Below are 12624 nucleotides of genomic sequence, written 5' to 3'. Positions count from 1 at the left end.
GAAATCCACCTGTGAGCCTTACGCGATGAGCGTTTACGGTTGCCCCCGTTAGCAGGCAGGAATGAGTTTCATTCGATTGAGTGAAAGAATCAAGGTGGCACCACGATTGCGCCTTTCAGCGTCGTCGTCCTTCAGGACGAGGCGCTTTTTTATTGCTGTTTTTTCTACTCATACAGATGTTCAACAGGACTGGTTGTATGGTAGAGATACAAAGAGGAGTAGGATATGCTTGACTTGAGCTTTATTCGTAATCATCCCGATGCCGTCAAAGAGGCGGCGCGCTTGAAAAACAATCCCATTGATATTGACGCTTTGCTGGCACTCGATCAGGCTGTGTTGACGTTGCAGCGCGAAGTGGAAGAGGCGCGCGCTCAACAAAACCAGCTCTCGAAGCGCATTCAACAGGCGAGCAAAGAGAAGAATGTCGAACTGCGCACAACGCTACTGGCCGAAGCGAAGGGGCTGGCAGAGTTGATTAAAGAGAAAGAGCCGCAACTGACAAAGCTCCAGGAGGATCGCCATCAGTTTCTCTTGCTTGTGCCAAATATCCCTGATCCCAGCGCACCCATTGGCAAAGATGAGAACGATAATGTGCCCTTCAAATACTGGGGAGAGAAGCCCTCGTTCGATTTTGAGCCGCTAGATCATTACGATCTGATGCAAAAGCTGAATATGGTGGATATCGAGCGAGCGGTCAAAGTAGCGGGGAGCCGCAGCTATGTTCTCAAAGGCGATGCGGCCCGCCTGGAACTGGCGCTGATGAACTTCGCGCTTGATCGTATCGCCAGCAAGGGATTCACCCCACTGATTGTGCCTGCGATGGCACGCGAGGATTGCTTCATTGGCAACGGGCAATTTCCAAAGGGGCGCGATCAGGTCTATGAGCTTGAGGGAGAGGATTTGTATCTGGTTGGCACCGCCGAGGTTCCAATTACGGGCATGTATAAAGATGAGATTATCAAGGGCGAAGAGCTGCCTATGACGTTTGTTGGCTTCTGTCCCTGCTTCCGCAAAGAGGCCGGCACCTATGGCAAGGATACGCGCGGCGTCTTTCGCATTCACCAGTTTAACAAGGTAGAGCAGTATGTCATCTGTGAGGCCGATCATAATGAGTCGGTGAAATGGCATGAGCAGTTGTTGAAGAACTCGGAGGAGTTGATTCAGGCGCTTGGTCTGCCGTATCGCGTGGTCAATGTCTGTACTGGCGATATGGGCGATGGCAAAGTTGGTATGTATGATCTGGAATGCTGGGTTCCCAGCGAAGGACGCTATCGTGAGACTCATTCGTGTTCGTACTTCCACGATTGGCAGGCGCGGCGCGTCAATATGCGCTATCGTGACGCAGAGGGCAAGGTCAAATTTGTCCATACGCTCAACAACACCGCCATCGCCTCGCCGCGTATTCTGATCCCACTGCTTGAGATCCATCAGCAGGCCGATGGCAGTGTTCGTATTCCAGATGCGTTGCGTCCCTATATGGGTGGTCAGGAGTATATCAGACCGCGCTAGAACGATGTCTCTGTGAGCAGATAAGATGGAGAGCTCATTTCTATCTTATCTGCTCAATTGTTTGGCTGAAAGAGCTTCCAGGCGGCGGTGAAATCATAGGCATGTTGAGCCATCTGTTCATAGGTTCCCTGAGTGTGTAGTTCTTGGGCAATATCGCGCATCAGACCCATTGTTGCAAGCATGGCCGCACCTCCAATACTGACACGAGCGACTCCCAACTGAAAGAGTTGTGGGGCAGAGGGTGCCCCAGGCCCGGCCATGATATTGAGGGGTCCGGGGATCTCACGCACCAACACTTGTATAAGCGCTGGATCGATGACGCCGGGGACAAAGATGCTGTTTGCACCTGCCTCAAGATATGCTCTAGCCCGGCGAAGAGTGTCTTCCAGACGTGTGGCCTCCTGTCCAATCTGAAAAAGATAGGTGTCGATACGCGCGTTGATGACCAGTAGCAGATCCGCATTGCTGGCAGCTTCACGGGCTGCTCTGATGCGTTCGACCTGTTCTTCAAGCGTGTATAGTGGTTTGAGTATGCCAGTGTTATCTTCCAGGTTGACTCCTACGGCTCCTGCTGCAATCACTCCCTCGATAGTTTTTGCCACCTCTTCGGGGCTATGACCATAGCCAGCTTCAATATCCGCTGTGACAGGAACTCGCACGGCTGCGGCAATACGAGCAATGATGCTTAACATTTCGTCGCGACTGATCTGTTGTCCGTCTGTATAACCCTGTGCAAAAGCAATACCCGCGCTGGTTGTGCCGATTGCCGCAAAGCCTGCCTCTTCAAACAGACGTGCGCTGACAACATCCCAGGCATTGGGGAGCAATAACGAGGAATGGGGTTGTTGTAAGCGTAAGAGCTGGTCTGCCTTGTCTCGCTGTGTCATTCTTTTTCTTTCCTTTCTCGATAGTACAGCTTTTGTGATTCTACATGAGAGTTCAGTTGACTACTAACGCTTTTCGGACATGATCATCTGATGGCTTGTTGGTCTTATGAGTCCTACAAATGCAATCAGGCACGTTCAAAATTTCACCAGTCGTTGCGACCTGTTTGTTCAAGATATGACAAACGAAAAATATTATCTTGCCTATTCGTGCGAATTTGTCAAAAACATGCCCAGATGGGGTTTGTCTTGCTGCATCGTTTCCGTCGAGTTTATACTCTTGTTAGATCGCGTATAAATAGAAGGAGCTTATGTGTGGAACCCATCAATCTGCTTGACTATGAAGTGCTTGCTCAGCAACGGCTACAGCCTGCGATCTGGGATTATTTCCAGGGTGGCAGCGAGGATGAGGTAACGATGCGGGCCAACCGTGCCGCCTTTGCCCGTCTCTATTTGCGTCCGCGTGTGCTGGTTGATGTCAACACAATTGATATGCATACAACAGTGCTGGGGATGCCGGTCTCTATGCCCGTACTGGTTGCCCCGACCGCTTCCCATAAGCTGGCTCATCCCGATGGAGAATGTGCGACTGCACGCGGCGCAGGGGAGGCTGGCACAATTATGATTGTTAGCACGTCGGCAACCTGTAGTGCAGCAGAGGTTGCGGAGGCGGCAACAGCACCCCTCTGGTTTCAACTCTATAGCCATCACACATTGGAGACGACAGGAAAGCTGGTAAAACACGTGGAGGCAGTTGGGTATCGCGCTATCGTGCTGACCGTCGATTCGCCGTATCTGGGCCGACGTGAGCGCGATCTGCACAATCAATTTATCTTGGGACAACACGTCAGTATGGCTAATTTTAGCAATAAAAATGCCTCTGCTTCGCCAAGCGCCCGCCATCTTGTGGATACCTGGGAAACAGTAGATTGGTTGCGCTCTATGACAACGCTGCCGATCCTGCTCAAAGGTATTCTGACGGCAGAAGATGCACGGTTGGCGGCGAAGCGCGGGATTGATGGTATCGTTGTTTCCAATCATGGTGGCCGTCAGCTTGACGGAGCTATAGCCAGCCTCGATGCTCTGCCAGAGATTGTGGAGGCAGTTGCCGGGCGATGCGAAGTTTATGTTGATGGTGGGATTCGGCGAGGAACGGATGTCTTGAAGGCGCTGGCATTGGGCGCACGAGCCGTCCTGCTCGGTCGCTCCATTCTATGGGGGCTGGCTGTGAATGGGCAGGAGGGCGTACGCCACGTGCTGGAATTGTTGCGTGCCGAACTGGAACTGGCGATGGCGCTCTCAGGCCGTCCCACGCTGGCAAGCATTGATCGCTCGCTCCTCAAAGTAGCCAGATAGCAATTCATGCAGGCCAATATTCATTAGATGGGAATGATCTCTCCGCGCACGTTGCCGCTTTCATCGTCAATAAAAAGCTTGCCGATGCTGCATGTGGGCTGACGGCGGCGATCATTGGCGCTACCGGGATTGAAGAGCAGTTGTCCCTCATGTTCTTGATTGTAGGGATTATGGCTATGACCAAATATGACGACGCGCGCGTTGGGAAATTCCTGGCGCGCGGTTCGCGCATAGTATTGTGCATTTCCTAAAATATGGACAACGCCGATACGACAATTGCCAGCAAGAATTTCACGTTTAATGGGAAGCTTTTGTATCACATCATCCAGTTCGATATTACCTTGAACGGCTTCAACAGGCGCAATCGTTGCTAATTGCTCAATAACTGCTAGCGTTGAAAGATCTCCTGCATGAATAATCAATTCGACATCGGCGAAATGCTTCCAGACCGCCTCGGGTATCCGCTTAAAATGCGGGATGTGGGTATCTGAAATGATACCTAGCTGATGTTGCATATCGCCTCCAATAAATAAACAAAAATAGCGTCAACAGTTGTTTATTGCTATTATATCTTATCTCACTGCTCTCCTAACTGATCAAAATCGGTCATAGCATGGATAACTGGTTGCTAGCAAAAATAGTTAACCACTATATCTGATTGACGTGATATTATTGGTAATTGGAAATATTTTGTAGGATGTATTGGTCAGGATGCTCGTTAATGAGCATTCTGATTTTGTCTCTTTCAAGCTGTCGGGAGCAGCGAGTACAAATTATGCGTGTTGCAGTTATTGCAGATATACATGGAAATCAGATAGCGCTGGAGGCAGTTTTGCACGATATGGCACAGCAGCCGCCGATCGATCAAACTGTGATTGCAGGAGATCTCTGCTTGAATGGACCTCGACCAAAGGAGGTTCTCAAGAATGTGTATAAATTGCAGTGTCCGGTGATTCGGGGCAATGTTGATGTGGAAGTCGTGTCTCAGGCACCTAAAAAGGGATCAAAGAAGCACGATGTGATAGGTTGGACGCGTGAGCAGATTGGCCGGAAAGGAATTGATTATCTGGCATCGTTGCCTTTTTCTCATCGAGTGCAGAACCCGGAGGGGAGCGATTTGCTGGTAGTGCACGCCAATCCAATGAATATGGAGCAGGCCATTTTCCCTACGGCATCAGATATAGAGCTTGAGCAACTGCTAGGAGGGTTGGAGCCAACGATTGGAGCGCTGGCCTTTGGTCATGTTCATATCGCTTATACTCGACACTGGCATCATCTTTTACTTTGCGATGCGGGTAGCTGTGGGTTGCCGCGCGATGAGGATGTACGTGCATCATATGCTATTTTAACCTGGCAGGAGAATCGCTGGCAGGCAGAAATTCGCCGCGTTGAATATGATCTTGCGGCAGTTGTGAAGCAGTTGCAGGAATGCGGCATACCTCATGTAGAGAAACGTATTAAGATCTTGACAGAGGCCAAATATTAATACTTTCATTGGAATATAACAGAAAAGTAGAGACCGGGCCATGTTAGAATCGTGGCCCGGTCTCTACTTGTATCTATAGAACGCTTTTCAATAAGTTCAATGCTTAACAGGGACAAGAAGTACAATTGCTTGTTGCAAGATCAGCAGTATCATGAATAGGTACTAATGCCGTTTGCTCAAATGCCTGTGTATCATTTTCTAGAACCTGTTCGCCTAGATAGTTGGCAGCGTCTCCAATGTCAACCAGTTCCAGGTCTTCGATAATGGCGCGTAACTCACCGGTTGTTGCCATTGCGTATACCCCCGTTTCAATATGTTTCTGACAATCTATACCTCTTCCAACCTCCATACATCGTGCCACCCTATACATCCTGGGCTACTACCCATAGTGTTATAGATAATGTATACAAAAAAACAGCATAGTTAGAAGAGAGAGCCACAGTACTCCTTCTATAAGGACGTTTGAAGGGGCAAGAAGTGAGACTATGGGATAGGTGATTAGTCCAAAAAGGCCATAGTTGAGATATACTCTGCCTCTTTTTACGAGGATACTGCACTCATGAAAACGTGATATACTGAAGGAAAATCACGAATAAAAGGGGTATCAGCACCGGACGTGAAAGCCGTAGTCTACCACTCTCACGATAACATTCGCGTGGAACAATGCTCACTTCCTACCATCTCAGATCATGAACTGCTTATGCGTGTGCATGGCTGCGGTTTGTGCGGCTCAGATATTCTCAAGATCGTACAGCGAGCCGCTCCCCCTGTAATTCTGGGGCATGAGTTGACCGGTACGATAGTTGAGCGTGGTAGCGCTGTTGAGCAGCTTGCGGTTGGTCAGCGCGTAGTCGTGGCTCATCACGTTCCGTGTGGAGAGTGTCACTATTGTCGGCATCACAACTACTCTATGTGTCCCTCTTTCAAGGCATCGAATATTGATCCCTGCGGACTGGCAGAATATATCCGCGTGCCTGCGGAGCATGTGAGACATACAACATTGCCGCTCCCTGAGACGCTCAGCGCAGAAGAGGCATCCTTTACGGAGCCGCTGGCCTGCTGTGTCCGTGCTGTACGCAGGACGCCGCTATTACAGGGGGATACAGTTGTGATTGTGGGATTGGGATCGATTGGCCTTCTTATGTTGCAGGCGGTGAAGGCGTTGGGGAAGCGTGCAGGGCAAATGATACGTATCTATGGTGTGGACCTTGTACCGGAGCGTCTTCAACTTGCACGCGAGCTTGGGGCTGACGATGCATTGCCAGCTCCCGCACATGAGCAGGGGTTGCGCGAACTGTTCCTGCCCATCACTGAGGGTCGTGGAGCGGATTGCGCCTTTATCACAACGGCAGGAGAGCGCCCATTTTTGCAAGCGCTCGCCAGTCTGCGCAAGGGCGGCGTCGTGCAGATTTTTGCGGCTCACACAGGCATGGTGCCGATGAATATAGAACAGGTATATCAGCAAGAGCAGAGTATTCTCAGTACCTACTCATCTTCACCAGAAGATTTGCGTATCGCGCTGGACCTGCTCACGCAAGGCGAGGTTCGCGTTGCGCGCTTAATCAGTCATCGCCTCCCATTGGAGCAATTTCATGAGGGTGTACAACTGATGCGCGAACGGGCGGCCTTAAAGGTGTATTTTCAAATAGAGCCTTCAATGTGAAGGAGCTTTCCAGGCAAAATTTCAAATAAAACTTGCAGATTGCAGGAGAATAGTATGGCTAGTAATCATTATGATGTAGCAGTCATTGGTTCGGGACCAGGGGGCTACGTGGCGGCTATTCGAGCCGCTCAACTTGGTGCGAAAACTGCTATCGTGGAAAAACAATATCTTGGCGGTACCTGTCTGAATGTAGGATGCATTCCCTCAAAGGCTATGTTGCATATTGCTGAAGTGTTCCATTCGATGAATACATTAAGCGATCTGGGTATTCATCTCCCACAGCAACCAACCCTCGATATGGCTGGCGCGGTGGCCTTTAAAGATAAAGTTGTGAAGCGTATGACCAGCGGCGTTGGCACCTTGATGAAGGGGAATAATGTCGACGTGTTTGATGGGCTGGGCACCGTTGATGCCTCGCGCACCGTCACGGTCAAGGCAAGTGATGGCTCGCAGCAGCAGTTTAGCGCCGATAAAATCATTCTTGCCACTGGTTCAGTGCCGTTTATTCCGCCAATGCCGGGCGTTGATGGTCGCAACGTCATCAATAGCGATACCTGCTGGAATCTGCCAGCGGTGCCGGAGAGTGTGATCTGTGTTGGTGGTGGCGTCATTGGCGTTGAACTGGCTTGTATGTTTAGCGCGATTGGCAGCAAAGTCACCATTCTAGAGATGCTGCCCAATATTCTTGCGCCGGTTGACGATGAGGTGCGCCGCCTGATGGTGCGCATTTTGACCAAGCGCGGCATCAATATTGTTACAGGGGCCAAAGTGGAGGCCGTTGAAGACGAGAATGGGCAGAAAAAGGTCATTGCAACCACCGACAAGGGACAGCAGAGCTTTACAGGCGAGTATGTCTTGATGGCTGTGAGTCGGCGCGCCAATACCAGCGGGTTGGAGCATTTGATCGAGCAAGGGCTGGATACCGACCGGGGGCGGGTGCGCGTCAACGAAAAAATGGAGACGAATCTTCCAGGCATCTATGCGATTGGCGATCTCGTGCGTGGCGCTGGGCTGGCTCATGTTGCCTCAGCTGAGGGAGAAGTTGCTGCCGATAATGCAACGGGCCACGAGGCAAAGATGGATTATAGCGTTGTTCCTAATCCCATCTACACCTTCCCTGAGATGGCTTCGGTGGGTTTGACGGAAGCCGAAGCGAAGCAAAAGTATCCCGAGGCACGCGTGGATCGTTTCCCCTGGTCTGCTATTGGCAAAGCCGTAGCGATAGCCGAGACGGAGGGCTTCACGAAGGTTATTATCGGGAAATATGGCGAAATTCTGGGCGCTCATATTATCGGTCCCGATGCAACCAACCTGATTACCGAATATTCAGTAGCGATGCGCGGCGAACTGACCGTTGACGAGATCAGCGAGACAATCCACCCACATCCAACCCTCAGCGAAGGGCTGCGTGAAGCGATCCTGGCAGCTGAAGGGCGACCAATCCATATTCCTCCGAAAAAGCAGGTGGCACGAGCGCGCTAATGAGCTTGAGCTAAATAACCGTGAACTCATCTATCGTATATGCGTTTTACACGCATATACGACATTCGGGACCATTCACATTCCAGGTGGCAGATTACTGATGGATGTGAATGGTTTTTCTTTTATCGCGGAGAAATGCTAGGCAGCAGGACCATCATCACCTGTGATTGTAGGAGTAAGCCTGTTCTGTTGAGTTGGTTGGATAGCGCTTTCATGGGAGGGTGCGAGGCGAGGAATGAGCAGTAATGGGAGTAGCCAGCGGTCCAATCCGTAGTAGCCAGAGATGCGCCAGGCCAGAACAAGTAGGATACCCAATAGTACCAGTACGGGATTGCTACTGAGGCTTCCTGCCAGCATATAGTTCATATTCAGGAAAACGCCGAAGATAGCTGCTGCTCCGGTAAAAGCACCCAGGACTAATCCTATTCCTACAAGAAATTCGCCCAGGCTAACGAGGTAAGCAAAGACGGTTGCATTGGGCAAGACAACGTGTTGGAGAAAGGCCGCGTACCATGTTTGAACAGCTGGGTGTGCTCCACCTGCATGAGCCAGTGCGTTGTTCACAAAGCTGTGGATAGATTTGCCATCATGTCCGGTCAGGAGCCAGGGACCGCCATCAGCCACCTTGCCAAACGCCTCGAAGGTGATGGAGCGTCCCGTCAGTTTTTCCCAGCCAGAGGTGAGCCACTGGTAGCTCACATAGAGGCGGACAAGCAGCCAGAGCCAGGACATTCGGGTATCGGTGAACAGGAAGCGAACTAATGGAAATGGCGGAATATAAGAGACGGTTCGAGGTTCGAGGGTTCTCAACACGTTCATTATCGATAATCCTTTCGTTGCCAATACAATCGTTTTCAAGCCAGTTTGCATTGTCGTGAGCATGCCTGCCCATGAGATGCAAGCTGGCTATGAACGTCGTGCAATCAGTGATCAGACGACGCTACACGCGGCACCGTTGAGCGTAAATGCGGTCGGTGCTGAATTGGAGCCACTCCAGGAGCCGTTAAAGCCGGGTTGCGCACCAGGCGAGCCACCAGCCGGGATTGAGCCGTTATAGGAAGCGTTCGTAACCGTGACTGCGCTTCCATTTTGCGTCACGCTTCCGTTCCAGAGCTGCGTAATGGTTTGCCCATTGGGGAAGGTGAATTGCAAATTCCAGCCGTTGATTGCTGTTGATCCTGTATTAGTAATGGTGATAGTTGCGCCAAAGCCAGTGTTCCACTGATTGGTGATCGCGTAATGCACGCTGCAACTCGCGCCACCTGTTGATGTTGGCGTTGGCGTTATGGCACTCGTTGGGGTCGGCGTTGGATTGGATGACGTTGGGGTCGGCGTAATACCTGTTCCGCTGCCGAGAGCCTGGATGACAGCATTATAGGCTGGTTTCTTATTGTAATTATCGTCGAACAAGAGGGCTGCACCCTGACCGGAAAAAGTATTTGGCACCCAGGAGTACTTATCAGTAATGCCCCATACGGTGATGTCATTGCAGCGAGAGACCGCAACACATGCCGATACGACTTTACTGTAATCGGTAGCCTGTTGCTGAAGATTGGCGCTGCTGGCAGGTGTTGGCATACGAATATCCAGTTCGGTGATCTGGACATCAACACCAGCGTTAGCAAAGCGCTGTAAATTTGCCTGATAGTCTGATGGAACCTGACCGACAATCAGGTGGGATTGGAAGCCAACGCAATCGATAGGAATACCGCGCGATTTGAAGTCCTGGACCATTGCAAGGATCGCGTTGCTCTTCGCGTTAATGCCATCAGTATTGTAATCGTTGTAGCACAATTTAGCATTGGGATCGGCGGCATGTGCAGTAATAAACGCCTGCTCTATATAGCTATTGCCGATCTTCTGTTGGAAGACGTTGTTGGTACTGCGGCGGGAACCATCATCGTTAAATGCTTCGTTAACCACATCCCAGTACCAGATCTTGCCCTTGAAGTGGTTCATCTCAGTTGTGATGTGGTTATTCATCACTTGCAGCAATGTGCTGCTCGATGAAATGTTACTGACCCAGCTGGGAAGCTGACTGTACCAGACCAGCGTGTGGCCTCGAATCTTCATGTTGTGGCTTTGAGCATGACTGACGATTGCATCGGCAGATGAGAAGTTAAACGAACCCTGAGATGATTCGGTCGTGTCCCACTTCATTTCGTTTTCAGGGGTGACGCCAGTAAACTCGGTGTCGAGCGTGGAGGCGTATTGCGACTCGCTGAGATGGTTGTTCGCAACAGCTGTGCCAAAGACGCGTCCCTTCGCTGCCGCCGCTGAGCCGAGCGTGGTGTCGGCCGATGCCTTCGTAAGAAACATGCTACTAACCGCGATCATGAGCAGTAGAGTCAGTGTAAGAGCGAAAAACCCTTTTCGAGTAAGGCGATAAAACATCCTTGTTTTCCTTCCTGTCCTTATCTATTCACAAGCAATCCATGCCCTGGACGATCTGATGCTAGAAATACCTCCTTCCTGTAAGAATATTGAGAAGATATTTTGCAAGCCCTTGCAGTAACTAAAAAAAGATATACATTATTCCATAGCGCTTTGTCAATCCTGTTGCCTGTAAATACGGTTGTTTCTTGCATACTAATCCTAAAATACACTTTCTACTTGAAAAGTTTCGGTGCATCTTTTGCGCTTTGGAACCGTAGCTGTAGAGCGATGTGCAAGCGCTTGCAAGTTTTTGGTCAGTTTCTGCCAGCTCACTATCCGCTGATAACAGATTGATGAGCTTGCTCGCAATGAACGATTGATCCTTTTGATCTGCTATCCCCCATTTTTCCTATTTTGGATCGCCCCTCTAATAGTTGCCTTTGTAATTGCGATATTTATATGTATAGATATATTGGTGTGATCGTCCATGTGACAGGCGATCAGAAAGATTAGTAGAATGCAAGCAGTCAGAGACGATAGTGCATCGCGCACTGTTTTGGCCTGGGTACTGGTTGTTATCTCGATCCTTATGGCAACAGGATCGATAGGGCTATGGGTCTACAGCGCCTTCTCTACCGGGGCAGTTTCAACGCAGTCAACCCACAAGAAGACTGTTCAGGTTGCTCCAACTCCGACTCGGAGCCAGCAAGCCAGTGCCATCACCAACAAGTATATGCAGGCATTTTTGACGCGCAATTATGCCACAATGTGGACAATGCTCCATCCCCAGATGCAAGCCATGTGGCCCAATCAAGCTAGTTTCGAGACATACTGGCAACACCGTTTTCAGGACTATACGCTGCAAAAATTTACATTGGGAAGCCCCAGCCGGCTTGAGTACTGGATAAACCCTGAAACAATGATGCGATATGACAAGGTGATGCAGATACCTGTTTCCCTCACATTGGTATCAAAACAGGGTCAGGGGCCGCCACAGGGTTTTCAGCCAGATCAGTTATTTCAACATCTTCCCTTTATTGTGCAGTACGCTACGGATGGAGCGGACAAAGGGAAGTGGCTGGTGCTGGCTGGTGGTCCGGTCGATGTTGAGGCTCCTATTCTTCCCCCGTTAACAGTCGCTCAGAAAACGATTCAAGTACCTATTTTAATGTACCACCATGTTTCTATGCCAGAGACTCAGAGCGCCCTGGATGTCAGTCTGGCCGTCGAGCCGGAGTTGTTTAAGCAACAACTGACGTACCTCAAAAAGCAGGGCTATCATTCGATTACCTTCAATCAATTGTTCAGTGCTTTGTATTATGATGGTCCCCTACCAACGAAGCCAATTATTTTGTCGTTTGACGATGGCTATGATGATGCATATAAAAATGTCTATCCAATGCTCAAGGAGCAGGGATTTAGTGGGATGTTCTATATCATCACAGGAAAAGTGGGCTGGAAGGGGCAGGCAACGTGGCCTCAACTACGTGAAATGATGCGCAATGGCATGCAGATGGGATCGCATACGATTAATCATAGTGATCTGGGGCAAGTTTTGCAGGTTTCTCAGGCTCAGGCGCAGCAGGAGCTGCATGTTTCGCAAAGCACATTGCAAGAACATCTGGGAGTCCCTATCCAGCAATTTTGTTATCCTGCGGGCGAACCATTTCGCAACTATAGCGTCACATTGCAGCAGGAAATAATCAAGCTCTTGACCGCGGATGGCTATATAGGTGCCACAACTGATCCAGGGGGGCATATGCCAGCGGGGACCACTCAGAATAGCGAGGCACCTTTTAAACTGCAACGTCTCAGGATAGATGGGCGTGCCACGCTGCAAGAATTTATGGATACCTTCTCAGCATAGC

General features: G+C 50.2%; 11 protein-coding genes and 1 other annotated feature (1 of these 12 running past the window's edge). Of the genes, 6 read left to right on the top strand and 5 right to left on the bottom strand.

The genetic code is table 11. The features are described from left to right. Window positions 1-135, top strand: a binding site (T-box leader) (it extends 82 nt beyond the left edge of the window). A gap of 90 nt (window positions 136-225) precedes the next feature. Further along, entirely contained in the window at window positions 226-1509 is a 1284-nt protein-coding gene (gene serS, locus K3T83_RS10735; protein WP_220202968.1) for a serine--tRNA ligase, read from the top strand. Between the two features lie 53 nt (window positions 1510-1562). Here the strand turns inward: serS and K3T83_RS10730 are convergent, their stop codons facing one another. Continuing rightward, window positions 1563-2396, bottom strand: coding sequence for an isocitrate lyase/PEP mutase family protein (locus K3T83_RS10730; RefSeq protein ID WP_220202967.1), 834 nt, complete (start codon window positions 2394-2396; stop codon window positions 1563-1565). Window positions 2397-2708: 312 nt separating this feature from the next. On the opposite strand from K3T83_RS10730, the gene K3T83_RS10725 reads away from it, so the two are divergent. Next, window positions 2709-3749, top strand: a complete 1041-nt coding sequence (locus K3T83_RS10725) for an alpha-hydroxy acid oxidase (protein WP_220202966.1) — start codon at window positions 2709-2711, stop codon at window positions 3747-3749. Between the two features lie 23 nt (window positions 3750-3772). Here the strand turns inward: K3T83_RS10725 and K3T83_RS10720 are convergent, their stop codons facing one another. Then, window positions 3773-4264: a metallophosphoesterase family protein gene (locus K3T83_RS10720; protein ID WP_220202965.1), complete on the bottom strand. Its 492-nt coding sequence runs from the start codon at window positions 4262-4264 to the stop codon at window positions 3773-3775. A 206-nt stretch (window positions 4265-4470) separates the two neighbouring features. Here K3T83_RS10720 and K3T83_RS10715 point away from each other — a divergent pair, with 206 nt between their 5' ends. After that, window positions 4471-5235, top strand: a complete 765-nt coding sequence (locus K3T83_RS10715; protein WP_220202964.1) for a metallophosphoesterase family protein — start codon at window positions 4471-4473, stop codon at window positions 5233-5235. 103 nt (window positions 5236-5338) lie between these two features. On the opposite strand, the gene K3T83_RS10710 is transcribed toward K3T83_RS10715, so the two are convergent. Beyond that, window positions 5339-5527 carry a hypothetical protein gene (locus tag K3T83_RS10710; protein ID WP_220202963.1) on the bottom strand — a complete coding sequence of 63 codons (189 nt, stop codon included), beginning with the start codon at window positions 5525-5527 and terminating at the stop codon, window positions 5339-5341. Window positions 5528-5851: 324 nt separating this feature from the next. On the opposite strand from K3T83_RS10710, the gene K3T83_RS10705 reads away from it, so the two are divergent. Both K3T83_RS10705 and lpdA read left to right on the top strand, forming a co-directional pair. Beyond that, the gene (locus K3T83_RS10705) at window positions 5852-6898 is read left to right on the top strand and encodes an alcohol dehydrogenase catalytic domain-containing protein (protein WP_220202962.1); all 1047 of its coding nucleotides are present in this window, start codon (window positions 5852-5854) and stop codon (window positions 6896-6898) included. Window positions 6899-6952: 54 nt separating this feature from the next. Next, the gene (gene lpdA, locus K3T83_RS10700) at window positions 6953-8380 is read left to right on the top strand and encodes a dihydrolipoyl dehydrogenase (protein WP_220202961.1); all 1428 of its coding nucleotides are present in this window, start codon (window positions 6953-6955) and stop codon (window positions 8378-8380) included. 138 nt (window positions 8381-8518) lie between these two features. On the opposite strand, the gene K3T83_RS10695 is transcribed toward lpdA, so the two are convergent. After that, window positions 8519-9199 (bottom strand): DoxX family protein, encoded by a 681-nt coding sequence (locus tag K3T83_RS10695; protein ID WP_220202960.1) that lies wholly within the window; start codon window positions 9197-9199, stop codon window positions 8519-8521. A 111-nt stretch (window positions 9200-9310) separates the two neighbouring features. Next, a complete protein-coding gene (locus K3T83_RS10690) occupies window positions 9311-10774 on the bottom strand; it encodes a glycoside hydrolase family 10 protein (protein WP_220202959.1) in 1464 nt (487 codons plus the stop codon). A 499-nt stretch (window positions 10775-11273) separates the two neighbouring features. Here K3T83_RS10690 and K3T83_RS10685 point away from each other — a divergent pair, with 499 nt between their 5' ends. Further along, window positions 11274-12623: a polysaccharide deacetylase family protein gene (locus K3T83_RS10685; protein ID WP_220202958.1), complete on the top strand. Its 1350-nt coding sequence runs from the start codon at window positions 11274-11276 to the stop codon at window positions 12621-12623. The last annotated feature ends 1 nt before the right edge of the window (window position 12624 follow it).

This window comes from Reticulibacter mediterranei (genome assembly GCF_016587455.1).
Note: the sequence above shows the minus strand (reverse complement) of the source record. Positions and strands in the feature narration are given on the sequence as shown.